This is a genomic window from Candidatus Hoaglandella endobia (assembly GCF_900044015.1).
GTDB lineage: Bacteria > Pseudomonadota > Gammaproteobacteria > Enterobacterales > Enterobacteriaceae > Hoaglandella > Hoaglandella endobia.
The window spans coordinates 428115-448261 of record NZ_LN999835.1 but is presented as its reverse complement, the minus strand read 5'-3'; the positions used below and the strand labels follow the sequence as shown (position 1 = coordinate 448261).

13 protein-coding genes and 1 pseudogene are annotated in these 20147 nt (G+C 45.1%); 8 read left to right on the top strand and 6 right to left on the bottom strand.

Annotated features, from left to right (window positions below):
- Positions 1-48: 48 nt before the first annotated feature.
- On the top strand, positions 49-1962 hold the full coding sequence (gene dnaK / locus A4A70_RS02035; RefSeq protein ID WP_067567978.1) for a molecular chaperone DnaK: 1914 nt from the start codon (positions 49-51) through the stop codon (positions 1960-1962).
- A 112-nt stretch (positions 1963-2074) separates the two neighbouring features.
- The gene (dnaJ, locus tag A4A70_RS02030) at positions 2075-3196 is read left to right on the top strand and encodes a molecular chaperone DnaJ (protein WP_067567977.1); all 1122 of its coding nucleotides are present in this window, start codon (positions 2075-2077) and stop codon (positions 3194-3196) included.
- Between the two features lie 31 nt (positions 3197-3227).
- On the opposite strand, the gene rpsT is transcribed toward dnaJ, so the two are convergent.
- Positions 3228-3491, bottom strand: coding sequence for a 30S ribosomal protein S20 (rpsT, locus tag A4A70_RS02025; protein ID WP_067567973.1), 264 nt, complete (start codon positions 3489-3491; stop codon positions 3228-3230).
- Between the two features lie 590 nt (positions 3492-4081).
- On the opposite strand from rpsT, the gene ileS reads away from it, so the two are divergent.
- From ileS to A4A70_RS02865, 6 genes and pseudogenes are all read left to right on the top strand, one after another.
- Positions 4082-6898, top strand: a complete 2817-nt coding sequence (ileS, locus tag A4A70_RS02015; RefSeq protein WP_067567968.1) for an isoleucine--tRNA ligase — start codon at positions 4082-4084, stop codon at positions 6896-6898.
- Positions 6898-7428, top strand: coding sequence for a signal peptidase II (lspA, locus tag A4A70_RS02010; protein ID WP_067567966.1), 531 nt, complete (start codon positions 6898-6900; stop codon positions 7426-7428). Before ileS ends, lspA begins: the two co-directional genes overlap by 1 nt.
- A gap of 102 nt (positions 7429-7530) precedes the next feature.
- Complete coding sequence (dapB, locus tag A4A70_RS02005) at positions 7531-8352, top strand: 4-hydroxy-tetrahydrodipicolinate reductase (protein ID WP_067567964.1); 822 nt, start codon at positions 7531-7533, stop codon at positions 8350-8352.
- Positions 8353-8474: 122 nt separating this feature from the next.
- Positions 8475-9629: a glutamine-hydrolyzing carbamoyl-phosphate synthase small subunit gene (gene carA / locus A4A70_RS02000; RefSeq protein ID WP_067567962.1), complete on the top strand. Its 1155-nt coding sequence runs from the start codon at positions 8475-8477 to the stop codon at positions 9627-9629.
- Position 9630: 1 nt separating this feature from the next.
- A complete protein-coding gene (carB, locus tag A4A70_RS01995; protein ID WP_067567960.1) occupies positions 9631-12855 on the top strand; it encodes a carbamoyl-phosphate synthase large subunit in 3225 nt (1074 codons plus the stop codon).
- A gap of 43 nt (positions 12856-12898) precedes the next feature.
- Positions 12899-13027: pseudogene (locus A4A70_RS02865) on the top strand (dihydrofolate reductase); the annotation flags it as partial.
- 238 nt (positions 13028-13265) lie between these two features.
- Here A4A70_RS02865 and apaH read toward each other — a convergent pair.
- The 5 genes from apaH to A4A70_RS01970 form a co-directional block, all read right to left on the bottom strand.
- The gene (apaH, locus tag A4A70_RS01990) at positions 13266-14093 is read right to left on the bottom strand and encodes a bis(5'-nucleosyl)-tetraphosphatase (symmetrical) ApaH (RefSeq protein ID WP_067567958.1); all 828 of its coding nucleotides are present in this window, start codon (positions 14091-14093) and stop codon (positions 13266-13268) included.
- 35 nt (positions 14094-14128) lie between these two features.
- Complete coding sequence (rsmA, locus tag A4A70_RS01985) at positions 14129-14941, bottom strand: 16S rRNA (adenine(1518)-N(6)/adenine(1519)-N(6))-dimethyltransferase RsmA (protein WP_067568318.1); 813 nt, start codon at positions 14939-14941, stop codon at positions 14129-14131.
- 329 nt (positions 14942-15270) lie between these two features.
- Positions 15271-16563 carry a peptidylprolyl isomerase SurA gene (gene surA, locus A4A70_RS01980; RefSeq protein WP_067568316.1) on the bottom strand — a complete coding sequence of 431 codons (1293 nt, stop codon included), beginning with the start codon at positions 16561-16563 and terminating at the stop codon, positions 15271-15273.
- A gap of 5 nt (positions 16564-16568) precedes the next feature.
- A complete protein-coding gene (gene lptD / locus A4A70_RS01975) occupies positions 16569-18893 on the bottom strand; it encodes an LPS assembly protein LptD (RefSeq protein ID WP_067567956.1) in 2325 nt (774 codons plus the stop codon).
- Between the two features lie 513 nt (positions 18894-19406).
- The gene (locus tag A4A70_RS01970) at positions 19407-19919 is read right to left on the bottom strand and encodes a single-stranded DNA-binding protein (RefSeq protein ID WP_067567954.1); all 513 of its coding nucleotides are present in this window, start codon (positions 19917-19919) and stop codon (positions 19407-19409) included.
- Positions 19920-20147 lie beyond the last annotated feature (228 nt).

The following is a 20147-nucleotide window of genomic DNA, read 5'->3' as shown; positions in this document are numbered from 1 at the left end:
TCAGGTTTACTACCACAGTAACATTAAACTTTTAGTGGAGATGTTTAGATGGGTAAAATTATTGGTATCGACTTGGGTACGACCAATTCTTGCATCGCAATTATCGAAGGCAACAAGCCTCGTGTACTTGAAAATAGCGAAGGCGATCGTACGACTCCTTCTATCATTGCCTATACGCAGGACGGTGAAATTCTAGTTGGTCAGCCGGCTAAACGTCAGTCCGTCACTAACCCTAAAAATACCTTGTTCGCTATTAAGCGTCTAATAGGTCGTCGCTACCAAGATGAAGAGGTACAGCGTGATGTAAATATTATGCCGTACAAAATCATAGCTGCAGCTAACGGTGATGCTTGGTTGGAGGTTAAAGGCCAAAAAATGGCTCCTCCACAGATTTCTGCAGAGATTTTGAAAAAAATGAAAAAGACGGCAGAAGATCATCTAGGCGAGTCAGTTACCGAGGCGGTTATTACCGTGCCGGCCTATTTTAATGATACACAGCGTCAGGCGACCAAAGACGCCGGTCGCATTGCCGGACTAGATGTTAAGCGCATCATCAATGAACCAACAGCTGCTGCTCTGGCCTATGGTCTCGACAAAGAAACCGGTAACCGTACCATCGCTGTCTATGACCTAGGTGGTGGTACTTTTGATATTTCAATTATTGAAATTGACGATGTTGACGGAGAGAAAACCTTCGAAGTTTTAGCTACCAATGGAGATACCCATTTGGGAGGGGAGGATTTTGACAGCCGTCTTATCAATTACTTAGTTGATGAGTTCAAGAAAGAACAAGGGATCGACCTGCGTAATGATCCGCTAGCGATGCAGCGTCTGAAAGACGCTGCAGAAAAAGCTAAGATTGAGCTATCTTCTGCGCAGCAGACCGACGTCAACCTGCCATACATTACAGCAGATGCTACTGGTCCAAAACATATGAACCTAAAAGTAACCCGAGCTAAGCTTGAATCGTTAGTTGAAGCTCTGGTTAATCGTACACTAGAGCCGCTGAAAGTGGCGCTAAAGGATGCTAGCTTATCAGTGTCTGATATAAAAGATGTTCTTCTAGTGGGCGGGCAAACCCGTATGCCGCTAGTGCAAAAAAAAGTCTCTGATTTTTTTGGCAAAGAGCCGCGTAAGGACGTCAACCCAGACGAGGCAGTAGCAATCGGCGCTGCTGTGCAAGGCGGCGTTTTAGCCGGAGACGTGAAGCATGTGTTGCTGTTGGACGTTACTCCGCTATCATTAGGTATCGAAACCATGGGTGGTGTTATGACACCGCTTATCGCTAAGAACACCACTATCCCCACTAAACATAGCCAGGTATTTTCAACCGCAGAAGATAATCAGTCAGCCGTGACTATCCATGTTCTTCAGGGTGAGCGTAAGCGCTCCTGCGATAACAAGTCTCTGGGACAATTCAATTTAGATGGCATCGCGCCGGCCATGCGAGGCACACCTCAAATTGAGGTGACGTTCGATATCGATGCAGACGGTATTTTACATGTATCTGCTAAGGATAAAAACAGTGGTCGTGAACAGAAAATTACGATCAAGGCATCTTCTGGCTTAAACGAGCAAGAAATACAGAAGATGGTTCTAGACGCAGAAGCCAACGCTGAATCAGACCGTAAGTTTGAAGAACTAGTACAGACCCGCAACCAAGCAGATCATCTGCTGCATAGCACTCGTAAGCAGTTAGAAGATGCGGGCAATAAACTACCAGATAACGATAAGACTGCTATCGCGGAGGCACTGAAAGATTTAGATACCTCACTTAAAAGTGAGGATAAAGCTAATATCGAAGCTAAAATGAAGGTGCTAATCCAGTTATCTGGTAAATTACTGGAAGTAGTTCAGCAGCAGGCACAGATGGCTAGAGAAGATAACGTTGACGGCGGCACCAAAGCTACGAGTGAAGATGTAGTTGATGCCGACTTTGAGGAAGTGAAAGATAAAAAATAAGAACCCTAAATGGGCACTGCGGCAAGGATAGCAATAATGCCGCAACTTGTAAGAAGCACGTCGGGGTAACTCTACGCCCGTGCAAGCATGTTAAGGGCAGGAAGAGACGACGATGGCAAAATCAGACTATTACGATATTTTGGGCGTTTCCCGTGACGCTAAAGATTATGAAATAAAAAAAGCCTATAAACGACTGGCGATGAAATTCCATCCGGATCGGAATCCAGGAAATGCTGAAGCTGAAGCCAAATTTAAGGAGATCAAAGAAGCCTATGAAGTATTGAATGACGCGCAAAAGCGCGCTGCCTACGATCAATACGGTCACGTAGCATTTGAACAGGGAGGTATGGGCTCTGGCACTAGCGGTACAGATTTTAGTGATATCTTTGGAGACGTTTTTGGGGATATTTTTGGCGGTGGTCGGCGTCAGCGCGCAAGTAAAGGTGCTGATTTGCGCTATAACATAGAGCTTTCCCTTGAAGAGGTAGTTCGCGGTGTGAACCGTGAAATTCGCGTTCCAACATTGGCGGAGTGCGCCTTTTGTAATGGTAGCGGCGCTAAGCCTGGTACCTCGGCAGTAACCTGTCAGACCTGTCATGGTAAAGGTCAGGTACAGGTGCGCCAGGGATTTTTTGCCGTGCAACAGACTTGTACTAACTGCCATGGTCAGGGTAAGATCATTAAACATTTATGTTATCAGTGTCATGGTCATGGTCGAGTAGAAAAATATAAGACCTTGTCGGTTAAAATACCGCCAGGAGTAGATACCGGCGATCGCATTCGCCTGTCTGGTGAAGGTGAAGTAGGTGGACATGGATCACTTGCAGGAGATCTATATATTCAGGTACAGGTGCGTAAACACCCTATTTTTGAACGTAAAGATAATGATCTTTATTGCGAAGTGCCGATCAATTTCGCTATGGCGGCGCTAGGTGGCGAAATAGAGGTGCCGACGCTAGACGGACGGGTTAAACTTAAGGTGCCGTCGGAAACCCAGACGGGAAGGCTGTTCCGCATGCGCGGTAAGGGCGTGAAATCAGTACGCGGCGGTAACCCAGGTGATTTGCTGTGCCAAGCTGTGGTAGAAACTCCGGTCAAGCTCAACGAGCGGCAAAAACAGCTGCTCCGCGAGTTAGCCGAAAGTTTCGGTGGTCCAAGTGGTGCTCAGAATAGTCCACGATCAAAAAGTTTTTTTGATGGTGTCAAAAAATTCTTTGACGATTTAACTCGATAGAGTAGAGTCTTGTTTCTGTAAACATCTACTGCTACTGCATGGCTTTGATCTGCCTGCTTAGTTTCGACTTATGACGTGCAGCTTTATTTTTATGAATTATTTTTTTGCTGGCCTGACGGTCAATAATCGGTTGCATAGCAGCAAACGCATTCTGGGCATTTGCTTTATCTCCAGAAGCGATAGCTGCATATACCTTTTTAATAAAGGTACGTACCATGGAGCGTCGGCTTGCATTATGCTGCCGACGCTTTTCAGTTTGTATAGCACGTTTCTTAGCTGATTTGATCTTAGCCAAGATCCAACTCTCCTAAACCTATTCTAATAAAATACCTAAAAGGTTAATACTGTACCTGTTAGTTTTGTTTGTCAATTAATTTGAGTAAATAACTACAAATTTTGATTATATACTCATATATTAGATCTAATCTCTATCTAAGTTCGATCTTAAGTGTTATAAGCTAACTATTTATAATAGCTGAGCACCGTAAAAATTACGAATAACAATCTAGGCTAAGAGATAGTCTAATAAATAATATTAATTACGGTATGAAAACAATCGTCTAGGTTTACCATTAATGATATTTTAATTCCAGCCACAAGAGTATAGCGCATAACCAGGGGGGCTGCGTAGCTGATGGAAGCTGAAATACTGTTAGTCACCCTTATCGCCTTTCTGGCCGCGTTGCGCTGTGTAGATTTACTGTATTTTTCCAGCATCATTATATGATAATTTATTGTCTGTTTTGGCTAATCTCGATCCCCAGCTAACGCCGCTGTTCTGTGCCAGCTTCTTGAAATTTTTTTATACGCTCCAAACTACATAATAAACAACGGGTTTTCCCGCTTAATGAATTAAAACAACAAAAAAATAAAACCGAGAATAGAATGACTGATTATAAAAATACTCTGAATTTACCGCATACCAGGTTCCCTATGCGCGGCGATCTCACCAAGCGCGAACCTAAAGTGCTGCAACGCTGGTATGAACAGAATTTGTACGGGAAAATTCGTCAAGCTAAAAAAGGTAAAAAAAAATTTATTTTACACGACGGTCCTCCGTATGCGAACGGTAGGATTCATATCGGTCATTCAGTTAATAAGATTCTAAAAGATATTATTGTAAAATCTAAAGGATTAATGGGTTATAATTCGCCTTTTTTACCTGGCTGGGACTGCCACGGTCTTCCAATAGAACTTAAGGTAGAACAGCTTATTGGCAAACCAGGTGAGAAAGTAAGCGAGGCAGAGTTTCGTACCGCCTGCCGCTGCTATGCTACCGAACAAGTGGCTGAGCAAAAAAAAGATTTTATCCGCTTGGGCGTGCTAGGCGACTGGGATCACCCTTATATGACGATGGACTTCGCTACTGAGGCGAATATTATCCGCGCGCTTGGTAAGATTATTGCCAATGGCCATCTGCATAAGGGTGTTAAACCGGTGCACTGGTGTATCGATTGCCGTTCCTCGTTAGCAGAGGCAGAGGTGGAATATTATGATTGGACCTCATTATCCATTGACGTTGCCTTCATGGCTCTTGCTCCTCAAGAGGTCGCAGCAAAGTTTGGCGTCCATGGTTTCATGGAGCAGATAGCGCTGGTCATCTGGACTACCACGCCTTGGACATTGCCTGCTAATCGCGCCATTGCTCTGCACCCTGATTACGACTATCAACTTATTAAGATCGATGGCCAAGGATACATTTTAGCCGAATCTCTGGTTAAGAGAGTAATGGGCCGCATTGGCTTTGAGCAGTGTATAGTCTTGGGCAGTGCCAAAGGTGTTGCTTTAGAATTGATGCGGTTCTCTCATCCTTTTATGGATTACGATGTGCCCACTATTCTCAGTCAACATGTAACGTTAGAGGTAGGAACCGGCGCAGTACATATCGCTCCTGGCCACGGCCCTGAAGACTTTATTGTTGGTAAGCGATACGGCTTAGAAATTGCTAATCCTATCGGTCCTGATGGTTGCTATTTACCGAGTATGCTGCCGTTACTGGCAGGTTTGCAAGTATTTAAAGCTAATGATGTCGTAGTTGGTTTACTGCGCGACGTTGGCTCTTTACTGCACGTAGAGAAATTAAAGCATAGTTATCCCCACTGCTGGCGCCATAAAACGCCTATTATCTTCCGCACTACGTCGCAGTGGTTCATTAAAATGGACCATCTAGACTTACGTCAGCAGTCGCTGGCTGAAGTAAAAAAGGTGCAATGGATCCCTGAGTGGGGCCAAGAGTGTCTTACAACCATGGTGTCTAACCGTCCTGACTGGTGTATTTCTCGTCAGCGCACTTGGGGTGTACCGATGTCGCTGTTTGTGCATAATAAAACTGGAGCGCTGCATCCGCGCACCGTTGAATTAATAGAGTCTGTGGCACAACGAGTAGAGCAAGATGGCATTCAGGCGTGGTGGGATTTAGATCCTAGAGAAATCCTGGGCGACGCTGCCACCTATTATCATAAGGTGCCAGATACGCTTGATGTATGGTTTGATTCAGGTTCTACACACTACTCAGTAGTAGCGGTGCGACCTGAATTCAACGGCAAAAAGCCTGATATGTATTTAGAGGGATCCGACCAGCATCGAGGCTGGTTCATGTCGTCATTAATAATTTCTTCTGCTATAAAAAGCGGAGCGCCTTATCGCCAGGTGCTGACCCACAGCTTCACCGTGGACGGTAAGGGGCGAAAAATGTCCAAATCGGTAGGTAACGTGGTTAGCCCGCAACATGTCGTAAAAAAATTAGGTGCAGATATCTTGCGCCTTTGGGTCGCTTCTACCGATTATACGGGTGAGATGGCTATCTCCGATGAAATTCTCAAGCACTCTACGGACTCCTATCGCCGTATTCGCAATACCGCGCGTTTTCTACTAGCTAACCTAAATGGTTTTGATCCAGCGCTACATAGCGTAAGTCCAGAACAAATGGTAGTGCTTGATCGTTGGGCGGTAGGCCGAGCACAAGCAGCGCAGGAGGAGATTATTGCCGCTTATGAACGCTATGATTTTCATCAGGTTATAAAGCTTATGATAAAATTTTGCTCAGTGGAACTGAGTGCTTTTTACCTGGATATTATCAAAGATCGACAATATACCACTAAAGCAGACAGTATCGCCCGCCGTAGTTGTCAGACCGCATTCTACCATATTGTAGAGGCTCTGGTTCGCTGGATGGCGCCTATTATGTCGTTTACTGCAGACGAGATCTGGGGCTTTATGCTGGGAAAACGGGCGCAGTTTGTCTTTACTGAGACATGGTATGATGGTCTGTGCGGCCTGGCAGTTACGCAACCGCTGAACGATGATTATTGGCAAATAATGTTGCAGGTACGCTGCGAAACTAATAAAATCATCGAGCAAGCGAGAGCAGAAAAACGTATCGGCGCTTCGTTGGAAGCCCAAGTCACTCTATATGCAGAGCCTACACTAGCCGAGCAATTAAACGAGCTAGGGGGGGAGCTTCATTTCTTGCTGCTGACGTCGAAAGCGCAGGTGGCGAATCTAGCCGATGCTAGTAATGATGCGGTACAATGCGAAGGGCTTAAGGGACTTAAAATCTCCTTGTGCAACGCAGAAGGCAAAAAATGCCCGCGCTGCTGGCATTATGAAACTGATATTGGTCAACATGCTGATCATCCGGAACTTTGTGGGCGCTGTGTTACCAACATGGTTGCTCCGGGCGAAAAGCGTAAATTTGTCTAATGAATAATAGCATGTTTACTTCAACAAGATTTTGCTGGCTTTGGATTACTTCGGTGGTACTACTGCTGGATCTCAGCAGTAAGAAGTTGATCATGACCTACTGTGCTCTCGGCAAGTCAGTAGTGGTTATACCTTTTATCAATTTTACCTATGTGCATAATCCAGGAGCAGCCTTTAGTTTTTTGGCAGACCAAGGCGGCTGGCAATGCTGGTTATTTTCAGTTATTGCTTTGGTTATTACGGTGATGCTATTGGTCATGATGTATCAATCTGATTATCGTAATAGGTTGTTGAATGCTGCCTACGCCATGATTATTGGGGGCGCGCTTGGTAACCTGTTCGACCGAATGGTTCACGGCGTAGTAATCGACTTTATCGATTTTTATGTGAGCGATTGGCATTGGCCAACATTTAATGTGGCGGATCTTGTTATTTGTATCGGCGCATTGTTTATGCTATTAGACGGTTTCTTCTGTCCCGCTAATAAAATAACTATGAACACAATGTCAAATGAGGACAAATCATTCTGATTCAGGGTAGGGCTAGATAGTGGTATAATCGTTGTCTGCTAAGAGATATATAATAATTCGATAGATAGTAACTGCAGGATAACTGTCGTAAGAAGAGGTTTCATGAGCAACACACCTTTACGTATCGCCATAGCTGGGGCAGGTGGGCGGATGGCCAGCCAATTAATTCAGGCGGTAGCAAAGTCACAACAGGCAACGCTAGGAGCAGCATTATGCCGTGTTGGTTCTGTCTTACGTGGTATAGACGCCGGCAAATTAGCAGGTATCGGCACCTTAAATGTCGCCATTAGCGACGATTTGCAATCGGTAAAAAATGATTTTGATATTCTTATAGATTTCACACGTCCAGATGCTAGCCTAGTTTACCTTGATTTCTGCCACAGCCAAAGTAAAGGCCTGGTAATTGGTACCACCGGCTTTAATAAAGCGCAGCAAGCGATGATTGCTACTGCTGCTAATGAAATCGGCATTGTTTTCGCCGCTAATTTCAGCGTCGGTGTCAATCTAATGCTTAAACTGCTGGAAAAAACTGCTCAAGTTATGGGGGAGGAGGCAGATATCGAAATTATTGAAGCGCATCACCGCTACAAGGTAGATGCGCCTTCAGGCACCGCGCTGGCCATGGGCGAGGCCATTGCTGGAATTCTTGGACAAGAATTTGCTCAAAATGCCGTATACAGCCGTAAGGGGCATACCGGTGAACGTAAAGCTAAAAGTATCGGCTTTTCTACTGTACGTGCTGGAGATATCGTAGGTGAGCACACCGCTCTTTTTGCCGATATTGGAGAACGGTTAGAGATTACACATAAGGCTTCCAGCCGTATGACGTTCGCCAACGGTGCGGTTCGTGCAGCTATCTGGCTTTCTAGGCATAAAACAGGCCTATTTGATATGGTAAACGTGCTAAATTTAGACAAAATATAGTGTCAGTTTCTGACCTATTACTACTAAGTAATAAATATTTTTTACTATTTAGATTAATTATCATTGATGCTGTCTAAACTAAATACAAGATGTCAATGTAAACTGATTCCTTGGAGGTTTTTTTGAGAAAGTCAGCGCTGTTAGTGTTAGAAGACGGAACTCAATTCCACGGTCGGACCATTGGAGCAGAGGGAACTGCAGTGGGAGAAGTGGTTTTTAATACTTCCGTAACCGGTTATCAAGAAATCATCACTGATCCTTCCTATTCGCGCCAAATAGTCACTTTAACCTATCCCCATATCGGTAATGTTGGCCTTAACGAAGCTGATAATGAATCATTCAGAGTTCAGGTGCAGGCGCTGGTAATCCGCGATTTATCGCTCATCGCCAGTAACTTCCGTAATACTTTATCGCTATCAAACTATCTAAAACAGCAGAATATTATCGGTATTGCCGATATCGATACCCGTAAGCTTACACGTTTACTGCGTGAAAAAGGCTCACAGAACGGCTGTATCATTGCCGGCAACGCCCTGGACGTGCAACTAGCGCTGCGTAAAGCACGCGAATTTCCTGGACTTAGCGGAATGGATTTGGTAAAAGAGGTAAGTACCAACGAGCAATATACCTGGACTCAGGGCACTTGGCGCCTGGGCTCTGGTTTCCCTGCTCCGGTAAGCGATTTGCCATACCATGTGGTTGCCTATGATTACGGTATTAAGCGGAATATTATGCGCATACTAGTGGACCATGGGTGCCGGCTGACAGTGGTGCCGGCCAATATACCTGCCAAGACGGTTATGGAGATGGCACCAGACGGTATCTTTTTATCGAATGGTCCCGGCGATCCGGCTCCCTGCGATTATGCTATCACTGCCATTAAAACTTTTCTTACCACCAACATCCCCTTGTTCGGTATTTGTCTGGGTCATCAACTGCTAGCGCTAGCCAGCGGAGCTAAAACGATGAAGATGAAGTGCGGCCATCACGGCGGTAATCATCCAGTAAAAGATTTACTGGCTGATCGGGTGATGATCACTACGCAGAATCATGGCTTTACAGTAGACGAAAAAACATTGCCAGCAAACCTTAAAGTGACCCATACCTCCCTATTCGATGGCACTTTGCAGGGATTACATCGTACCGATAAACCAGCTTTCAGTTTCCAGGGACATCCTGAAGCTAGCCCGGGCCCGCACGATTCCGCGACATTATTTAAACATTTTATCAAGCTAATTCATACTTATCGTTCACAGCTTAAAATATCAGGAATTTGACATGCCAAAACGTACCGATATAAAAAGTATCTTAATTTTGGGTGCTGGGCCAATCGTTATTGGCCAGGCATGCGAGTTCGATTATTCGGGTGCCCAGGCGTGCAAGTCCCTGCGCGAAGAGGGCTACCGGGTGGTTCTAGTAAATTCTAATCCAGCAACCATTATGACCGACCCAGAGATGGCTGACGCGACCTATATTGAGCCTATCAATTGGGAAGTAGTGCATAAAATTATAGAAAAAGAGCGTCCTGATGCACTGTTGCCTACTATGGGTGGACAGACGGCGCTGAACTGTGCGCTAGAATTAGCGCGAGAAGGAGTACTCAAAGAGTTCGGTGTAGATATGATAGGAGCCACTGCCGACGCTATAAATAAGGCCGAAGATCGTCAACGTTTTAATAAGGCCATGAAGAAAATTGGATTAGAAACCGCTCGTTCCGGCATTGCCCATACGATGGAAGAAGCGCTGGCAGTGGCAGTAGATGTCGGTTTTCCCTGTATTATTCGGCCGTCTTTCACCATGGGTGGAACCGGCGGTGGTATCGCTTACAATCGCGAGGAATTTGAAGAAATTTGTGAGCGCGGACTAGATTTATCACCCACTACCGAGCTGCTAATTGATGAATCCCTCATAGGATGGAAAGAGTATGAGATGGAAGTAGTGCGCGATAAAAAAGACAACTGCATCATCATTTGCTCCATCGAGAATGTCGATCCTATGGGTATTCACACCGGTGACTCAATAACCGTAGCACCAGCGCAGACCCTGACTGACAAAGAATATCAAATCATGCGTAACGCTTCGATGGCAGTACTACGCGAAATTGGCGTGGAGACTGGCGGCTCCAATGTTCAATTCTCGGTTAATCCGAGAACAGGTAGACTTATTATTATCGAAATGAACCCACGCGTCTCACGCTCTTCTGCACTGGCTTCCAAGGCGACTGGTTTTCCCATCGCCAAAGTGGCCGCTAAACTGGCGGTGGGCTATACCCTGGACGAGTTGATGAACGATATTACCGGCGGTCGTACGCCGGCCTCCTTCGAGCCGTCTATTGATTATGTAGTAACTAAAATTCCTCGTTTTAACTTTGAAAAGTTTTTAGGAACTAACGATCGGTTAACTACACAGATGAAATCTGTTGGAGAAGTGATGGCTATCGGCCGAACGCAGCAAGAATCACTGCAGAAAGCACTGCGAGGTCTAGAGGTTGGCGTCAGTGGTTTTGATCCTAAAGTTAACCTTAAAGATCCAGAAGCGTTAACCACCATTCGCCGCGAGTTAAAAGACGCCGGTAGCGAGCGTATTTGGTATGTGGCGGATGCTTTCCGCGCTGGCATGTCGGTCGATGGGGTATTTAATCTTACTAATATTGATCGGTGGTTTCTAGTGCAGATAGAAGAGTTGGTCAAATTAGAGCAAGACCTCGCGGAGCGAGGCGTAACCGCGCTAAGCGCTGATTACCTGCGTTTCTTAAAGCGTAAAGGTTTCGCGGATGCGCGCCTGGCGGTTTTGGTAGGGTTAGCTGAGACGGAAATCCGTAAACTTCGCCAAAGCTATGACCTACATCCAGTCTATAAGCGAGTAGATACCTGCGCTGCAGAATTCTCTACTAATACCGCTTATATGTACTCGACCTACGAGGATGAGTGTGAGTCAAACCCGAATCAAGATCGCAAAAAGATCATGGTGCTGGGCGGTGGACCTAACCGAATTGGTCAGGGAATCGAGTTTGATTATTGCTGTGTGCACGCATCGCTGGCGCTACGCGAAGATGGTTACGAAACTATTATGGTTAACTGTAATCCCGAGACCGTTTCCACCGATTACGATACCTCCGATCGTCTTTATTTCGAGCCAGTGACGCTAGAAGATGTGCTAGAAATCGTACGTATTGAAAAACCGCAGGGCGTCATAGTGCAATATGGTGGCCAGACACCGCTTAAGCTAGCGCGCGCGCTAGAAGCCGCCGGTGTGCCGGTCATTGGCACTAGCCCAGACGCTATTGATCGGGCGGAAGATCGAGAACGATTTCAGCAGGCGGTCGAGCGACTAGGGCTAAAACAGCCGGCTAACACCACGGTTACCACCATCGATATGGCGGTTGAGAAAGCAGCAATTATTGGTTATCCGCTGGTAGTTCGGCCATCCTATGTATTAGGCGGCAGGGCGATGGAAATAATTTATGATAAGAACGATCTACTACGCTATTTCCAGAGTGCGGTCAGCGTATCTAATGATGCCCCAGTGCTACTGGATAGATTTTTAGATGACGCAATAGAAGTAGACGTAGACGTCGTTTGCGACGGTGAAAGTGTGCTGATAGGCGGTATTATGGAGCATATCGAACAGGCCGGCGTACATTCAGGTGATTCGGCCTGTTCGCTACCAGCGTATACTCTTAGCCAAGAAATTCAGAACGTTATACGCTATCAGGTAGATAAATTGGCCTATGAGTTGCGGGTACAGGGTCTGATGAACGTTCAGTTCGCGGTTAAGAACAACGAGGTTTATCTCATTGAGGTCAACCCGCGCGCCGCACGTACGGTACCTTTTATTTCTAAGGCTACCGGCGTTGCCCTGGCAAAAGTAGCCGCCAGGGTGATGGTAGGCAAATCTCTGGCCAAACAGGGCGTGATACGTGAGATTATTCCACCTTATTATTCGGTGAAGGAAGTGGTGTTGCCGTTCAATAAGTTCCATGGAGTGGATCCTATCCTTGGTCCGGAAATGCGCTCAACTGGTGAAGTGATGGGAGTAGGGAGGACTTTCTCCGAGGCCTTTGCTAAAGCCATGCTTGGTAGCCAATCGTGCATGAAAAAAAGTGGCCGCGCTTTGTTATCAGTGCGTGAAGGAGATAAAGACAGAGTAGTGGATTTAGCAACCAAGCTGCTTAAGCACGGCTTTGAGCTAGATGCGACCCACGGCACAGCCGTGATCCTAGGCGAAGCAGGTATTAACCCGCGCCTGGTTAATAAGGTCCATGAAGGACGGCCGCATATTCAAGACCGGATCAAGAACGGCGAATACAGCTATATTGTTAATACTACCGCCGGACGCCAAGCAATTGAAGATTCTAAACTAATTCGGCGCAGCGCTTTGCAGTATAAAGTGCATTATGATACGACCTTAAATGGCGGTTTCGCTACGACAATGTCGTTGAACGCTGACGTAACTGCCCAAGTTATTTCACTGCAGGAAATGCACGCGCAAATTACCGACTGATTCCGGCCTACAGGCAAGAGTTTTTAAAGGAGAATGATGATTAATTATTAGCTTAATCGCCGCCTTGACAGTAGATCGTGTCATAGATATGGAAAATACCATACCCTGTAATTTATCTGCATATCGGGCCTGGTTCAAGCGAAACACGCTTAATAAGCCAATTATGGGGCGGAAGATTTTTTAGTCTCTCGGGAAACTGTTTTTGAAGAGACCTAATAGAGCGTAATCTGGTTAAGACTGGTTAATAAAAGAGGAAAAGAGGAAATGAAAGAGGAAATAATGATAATCGGCAGCGGTAAAGTTTAAAAGTTAAAGTTTAAAATTTTATGAGACTTTTTTACCTGACGAGTTTCCGGGCGGTGGTCTGTATCGTTCATCAGGAAGCATGATTAGTTTTCTCGAATTTGTTTTTACTTTATGGGCTGGTGGTTAGAGGGCACACGTGTAAATGTCTTATCCTCCCAGCGCAACGAAGTCAATTCGCCGCCCCAGCAGCAGCCAGTATCCAATCCATAAACATTATTTGGCGTACCCTGGCCCCTCAACGAGGACCAGTGGCCAAAAACGATACTGTAGCTCTCATGCTTGGCTCCAGGCAGAGAGAACCAAGGCTGAAGTGGTACCGGCGCTCGTTCCGGGATATCTTTAAAGTTCATTTCCAGCTTCCCATTGGGGAAGCAGTAACGCATGCGAGTAAAGACGTTAGTACTGAAACGCAGACGAGCAAGTCCGCTCAACTTATTGCTCCAGTTATTAGGCATGTTGCCGTACATTGCCTTCAGAAATAACTGATAACTATCGCTTTTTAGCATAGCTTCAACTTCCCTTGCGCAGTTAATTGCCGTTGCAATATCCCACTGCGGCGTAATACCGGCATGGGCCATCAATATTTTTTTTTCTTCTTCTATTTGTAGTAATGGCTGCCGGCGTAGCCAATTAATTAATTCATCTGCATCCGGCGCTTTTATAATCTGCGTGAGAGAATCTTTTGGTTTATTACAGCTTATACCAGCATACACCGCCAGCAAATGTAAATCGTGATTACCGAGCACCATGCGAACACTGTCGCCTAGATCATCGCGCACTAACCGAAGCACCTCTAGCGAGTTTGGCCCGCGCGCGACCAAATCGCCGGTTAACCACAGATTATCCACCAGTTTATTAAACTGCACCTGTGTAAGAAGGATTCTTAGTTCATCATAACAACCGTGAATATCACCAATTAAATATGTCGACATAGTTGGTTTATACTACAAAAAATAGCTACTTAATTTTAAACATTGTCACGCGCTGCCAGCGCATTAGCCAAACGGCAGTACTGCTCAACGCTAACATTTTCTGCTCGCAGCGTTGCGTCGATACCTTGTTCTACCAGCTGTTGCGCACTGAAAACATTGCGCAAACTATTGCGCAGTATCTTGCGCCTTTGATTAAAGGCTAGGCTAGTCAAGATAGCTAGTTTTTTTAAATCTCTGACCGGATACGGTAGAGTGGAATACGGCACTAGCCGTACCAACGCAGAATCTACTTTTGGTACTGGTTTGAACGACTCAGGCGGTACTTCCAGTAACTGCATGATTTGGCAAAAATACTGTGCCATCACGCTTAATCGGCCATAAGCCTTGTTATTTGGGCCCGCTACTAACCGATTTACGACTTCTTTTTGTAACATAAAGTGCATATCGCGAATAGTATCAATATAGCGGAAGAGGTGAAACATGAGCGGCGTAGAAATATTGTAAGGCAGATTGCCAAATATCCGCAGTGGCTGGCCCACCTCGTTCGCAAGCGCTGCAAAATCAACTGTCATGGCGTCCTGCTGCACAATTTTCACTCTATACTGTAAAAATGGGTGCGTAGCCAGACGCGTTGCTAAATCGCGATCAAGTTCGATAACTATCATATTCTCAGCAAGCATCGACACTGGCTTAGTCAGTGCCCCGAGGCCGGGGCCAATTTCTACTATCGCCTGGTCAGACTTTGGATTAATAGAGGCGAGGATTGAATTGATAGTATATCTGTCGTGTAGAAAGATCTGACCTAAACGCTTACGTGATAAATGTCTTTGATAAAGATAGTTATTCATAATTTTTTTATCTAAAAATGCTAGATTAAGTGCCGTTTTAATTAAGTGCCGTTTTAATATTGATATTAACTGCTTGAATCCCTTATATTTTAGCACCAGCAGACCCTGATCATGATACATTGCAGTACCCAATCTGCTTATTGCAACTATTTATGCTGACACAAGAAGGTTGCGTGATGCTGAGTCCTGCGCCAGAATAGTAATAACCTTAGGCAGTAGTTACTAGAGGCAGTTACTACTAGCGGGTAGTGCCGGCCACTGGGCCGTTGAGCATCGCTGCGAATTAGCGCGAATTAGCCGTCAAGCCTGGATTGATGACAATGCGTTGCTTACTGCGCATGATTATTGATAATTTTAACATAGGTTGCTGTGCGATGTTCTTGTGTCCATTTTTGCATCTCATCGTCGAACTTACGGTTAAACAGCAGACGGTAAGCACGATCTTGTTGCGCAGCATCTGTGCGGTCAACTTGGCGGGTATCGAGAAGCTGAATCAAATGCCAGCCATAGTAAGAGCGAATAGAGGAACTTATTTCGCCTTTTTTCAGGTGCAGAAGAGCATTCCTTAACTCCGGGGCAAATGTATCGAAGGAACGCCAGCCTAGATCGCCGCCCTTATTAGCTGAATCAGGATCCTCAGACAGCTGTTTAGCGGTGTTACTGAATGTTAGTCGGCTACTTTTGATTTGCTGGGCGATATCATCAAGTTTAGCGCTGGCCTGCTGATCGGTGACGACTTCCGAGGTATGCAGTAGAATATGGCGCGCATGCACTTCGGTCACCGTCACTTTCTGAGTGATGCCGCGGATATCGTTTACTTTGATAATATAGAAACCTAAGCCAGATCGAATTGGACCGATGATACTACCTTTATGAGCTTTTTGCAGACGTACCGACACCGGTGAAGGCAGTTCTTCTAATTTATTCCAGCTCATGTGACCACTTTTCAGCGCATGAGAGGTGTTGGAGTAAATAATTGTTAATTGGCCGAATTCCGCGCTGCTTTTACTTTGCTTGACCAGAGCATTAGCCAGTGCTTCCGCTTGATCTAACTGATCCTGAATATGATTGTTTGGTAGCGGAATGAGAATGTAGCTTAAATTGAATTTAGCACTATTGCTGGTTTGGACAGCAATTTTATTTGCTAAGTATTCAACTTCATACGGTAAGATGTTGATGCGACGTCGCATTTCACTATTACTAACTTCGGCAAGAAGTATCTTCTTGCGGATTTGAGCTCGGTAGGTGTTGTAATCTACACCATCATAGGCCAGGTTGCTGCGCAACTGACCGAGTGTCATATGACTATTAGCAGCGATATTACTGATGGTCTGATCTAGCTGTTTATCGCTAATAGTGGTATTTGCGCGCTGCGCTAATTGCAGGATGATCTTATCCATAATAAGCCTATCGAGGATTTGGTGACGCAGCGTGTCCTCCTCATTTTGATTATTAGCTTCCTTAAGGCTGTGTTTCATCGTGTTGAGTATGTTTTGCACATCGCTTTCCAGTATGACTTCGTTATCCACTATAACTGCGATTTTATCTACAACCTGCGGCGTAGCGAACGCACCTTTAATTAATAGAGTGAGACTAAGGACAAACTTCCTCCAGTTTTTCATAATTTTTACCATATATCAGCTAGGCTGTCTTTGGTCAAGAAATGTAAGCCAGGATTGCTGCTCAAACCACGCAATTCAATGATACAAGATATTTGCTTATCGTACTTACTGGAACTGTCGGCGCTGTTCCAGCCAGTAATCTTCCGCTCATATCCGACGCTGACAGCCCAGCAGCAAGTATTGTATTGCAAGCAGATAAGCTGGTTTGCTGGCTGGTTCATTTTGACATCGTAATAATACGTGCCAACCAATGACCACCGATTAACCAGCAGCCAACTGCCGGTAACGCCTACTTGCGAAATGCTATGTTGCCAACCTGGATTCAGCATATTAGACAGCAGATGCTTAGTATACTGCGGGCTAGCGTAGCGATAATTCAGCTGCAAAATGCAGTCCTCATCGCGCCGATATTCCAATACCATATCGCCCAGTGCGATGCTATTGAGACGGAAATCATATTGAAAACCGCCGCGAAAACCCCAATTATTATTAATAAGCCAGTAGCTATTTCCTGCCCATACCAGGCTGCCGGTATTCTCATACCGGTCCCATGTTCCTTTGAGGTCACCAGTTCGTGGCCGTGAAAAGTAGTATATTTGACCAGCGGATATGTTAACTCTTTCCACTCGTTGATTATCATAAATACGTGTCATAATGCCGCCAGCTAGCTGATTGGCGGAAGAGATACGATCCAGTCCGCTGTAGCTGCGATCGCGAAACATGCCAGCATAATCATCAGTTTGTAGCATAGTTGAGTCATAGACGCCGATATTATTCTGATTGCGATAAGGGACATAAAGATACTGCAGCCGCGGTTCCAGGGTCTGGGTGTAGTCCACCAGGTAATCTATATCGCGTTTAAAAACTATCTTGCCGTCAGTTTTGAGCTGCAGCAGGATCCGATTAACCGTTCCTTTCAGATGTCGGCCAGTCAACATATTGTAGTTATTAAAATTTTCTTGCTTATAGTAAGTTGCCATCAGTTTAGCTTCGGTATTCAAACTGCCCCAGCTGTTAGCCATCGGCAGGCCTAGAGTAGGCTCGATATGTAGCCTCGTTGCCTTGGGATAGCTTTTGTTGATGTTGATAAACTTCACAGCCTGGCTGAAAAACTTGAAGTCTAATAGATGAACGTCGTTTGTATAAAAGTTTAAATCAAGCTGGGGCACTGCGAGATAAGCGGCGCTGCTGTTATCAAACACCTGGAACTGCTTGTAAAATAGAGCGGTATCCCAATTTTTGTTGGCGTAGCCGATGCTAAATTTTTGTGTGGTATAGCTGTCGTTAGTACTACCGTGTTTAGAATCCAGATTATGAAAATAATCGTAGTCGCTGACTTTAGTATAATCGACGTTAACGCGCCATACTTTTTCTATCACGCCATTATGGCGCCAATATAGTAGCCAGCGATCGCTAGCTCTAGCGCTGCTATGTTCACCGCTGTAGATCTGGTTATGAGGCAGCCAGTCTAACTCCACTAGACCATCACCCAGAATAGTCAAGTAACGGAACTCGTTTTGTAGCTGCATGCCCCATTTGCTCATGTATTTTGGTGTGATGGTAGCATCATAATTTTTTGCTAGGTTTAGGTAATAGGGAGTGCTGAACTCAAAGCCGTTGCTACTGCCATATTTAGCGTTGGGAATCAAGAAACCAGAACGGCGTTTATTGCCCACCGGAAGTTGCAGGTACGGGCTATATAGAACTGATAAGTTACCAATTTTTAAGCGTGCGTTCCAAATCTCAGCTACTTGTTCCTTGCGATCATGGATCACCTTTGATCCAGCTACACTCCAGCTGTTATCACCTGGTAAACAGGAGGTGAAGCTACCATTTTCTAACACTAGATAGCGGTTATCGCTGCGCTGCTTGATTGTGTCGGCTTCGCCGCGGCCTTGCCGCCCCACCATCTGGTAATTTCCTTTGTAGACATCAATGTTTTTAGTATTGAGATTTGACAAGGCTTTTGCACCTTTCAGTTTTATCTCATTACTGGCATATTCGACGTTCCCCATGGCGGTTACGGTACGCAGCTGTTTGTCGTTGGACTGCTGCAACTGAACCTGATCGGCGCTCAAAGTAATGTTGCCCTGTTCAATATTCACGTTACCTAAAAAAGTTGCCTTATCGGTAGCATGAACTTTGGCCTTATCGGCCTGAATATAAATCGGTAGGGTTTTATGGTCCTCGTTGACCAACGGTTTGTTGTAGGCAGGTACGCCTAGAAAACACTGAGCTTTAAAAGCTGAAAATTCTTGTGACAAGGCTTTTTGGCTACACAGCGCTGACCATATCAAGCTGGCTATCAATATGGAAAGCTGTCTTTTCATAAGCATCTTTATTTTAGTTTCATAATATTTAAGAGACTATTCAAAATTTTGCTGTATCGCTATTTGTTACTCTACATTTTTTTAGCCTTGGTTGTGATTATCAACTCTCTTGATCGGCTATATGCCTGGTAGATAAAAAAGACGGTTAAATAAAGTTTAGGATGGTTAGATCGGTTGTGCTAGTTTGATTGACTTCAAGCCATGGTATGCTGTTTTCTCGAGATCAAAATCCAGGCGGCGGGCGTTTGCTACAGAGCAAAAGGTGCATATTTCATCTAAACTGGGTAGCTTAGCTAAGCTAACAACTACAGTATAAAAATAGCAGATAGCTGTTCGTGCGTAGACTAGCTTATGCAGCTGGCGTCCTCTTCCTGCCAATTAAGCACACTCAAGCAGCTCTTCTACTAATAAGTTATTTTATTAATGAACTAGATATATAATTCTGATTTTTAGGGTCGTTGAATACAGCAGCACTAACCAATACCCTAACCATTCTAGAATGGCCTAACCATTCTAGAATGGAATGTCGTCATCAAAGTCCATAGGTAATTCATTGCCGGACGTCGGGGTATTATTCTGTGGCCGTATCGCCGACACCTTACCGACATTTAATTGAGGACTGTTGCTCTGCTGCTGTCCCCAGCTTACCTGCTGGGCACTGCCAGTATTAGTGCTCTGACGTCCGCCGAGCATTTGCATGGTGCCGGCTACATTGACCACGACCTCGGTGGTATAACGGTCTTGGCCATTTTGGTCCTGCCACTTGCGGTTTTGCAAAGAACCCTCAACATATACCTGGGAACCTTTGCGCAAATATTCTCCAGCTACCTCGGCTAGTTTGCCAAATAGTACCACCCGGTGCCATTCTGTTTTTTCCTTGATCTCGCCGGTCTGCTTGTCTCGCCAGCTATCTGAAGTTGCCAGCGTTATATTAGCAACTACACCGCCATTAGGCATATGGCGAATTTCCGGATCTTGACCTAAATTGCCGATTAGAATTACTTTATTAACGCCTCTGCTGGCCATAAGAGTCTCCTGATAAGCTTAATAATTTCAGTTTACTCATTTAAGGTTATTATTGCTAATATTTAACGAACAGTTTTCTATCATTCATTATTGCGCTATATTGCGCTATTGCGCTTAAAACAATAAGCGTTCCATTAATACTGGTCAATATCTTCTTAGCTTAGCTAACGTCGCTATCAGCTCCTAGAATAAGGAATATATCAAATTAAAATATATTAAAATCTCGGC

What these genes read in the sequence shown, in the direction of transcription:
- dnaK (WP_067567978.1), top strand. Translation starts at nt 49, where the DNA reads ATGGGTAAAATTATTGGTATCGACTTGGGTACGACCAATTCTTGCATC.
- dnaJ (WP_067567977.1), top strand. Translation starts at nt 2,075, where the DNA reads ATGGCAAAATCAGACTATTACGATATTTTGGGCGTTTCCCGTGACGCT.
- ileS (WP_067567968.1), top strand. Translation starts at nt 4,082, where the DNA reads ATGACTGATTATAAAAATACTCTGAATTTACCGCATACCAGGTTCCCT.
- lspA (WP_067567966.1), top strand. Translation starts at nt 6,898, where the DNA reads ATGAATAATAGCATGTTTACTTCAACAAGATTTTGCTGGCTTTGGATT.
- dapB (WP_067567964.1), top strand. Translation starts at nt 7,531, where the DNA reads ATGAGCAACACACCTTTACGTATCGCCATAGCTGGGGCAGGTGGGCGG.
- carB (WP_067567960.1), top strand. Translation starts at nt 9,631, where the DNA reads ATGCCAAAACGTACCGATATAAAAAGTATCTTAATTTTGGGTGCTGGG.
- apaH (WP_067567958.1), bottom strand. Translation starts at nt 14,093, where the DNA reads ATGTCGACATATTTAATTGGTGATATTCACGGTTGTTATGATGAACTA.
- rsmA (WP_067568318.1), bottom strand. Translation starts at nt 14,941, where the DNA reads ATGAATAACTATCTTTATCAAAGACATTTATCACGTAAGCGTTTAGGT.
- surA (WP_067568316.1), bottom strand. Translation starts at nt 16,563, where the DNA reads ATGAAAAACTGGAGGAAGTTTGTCCTTAGTCTCACTCTATTAATTAAA.
- lptD (WP_067567956.1), bottom strand. Translation starts at nt 18,893, where the DNA reads ATGAAAAGACAGCTTTCCATATTGATAGCCAGCTTGATATGGTCAGCG.
- A4A70_RS01970 (WP_067567954.1), bottom strand. Translation starts at nt 19,919, where the DNA reads ATGGCCAGCAGAGGCGTTAATAAAGTAATTCTAATCGGCAATTTAGGT.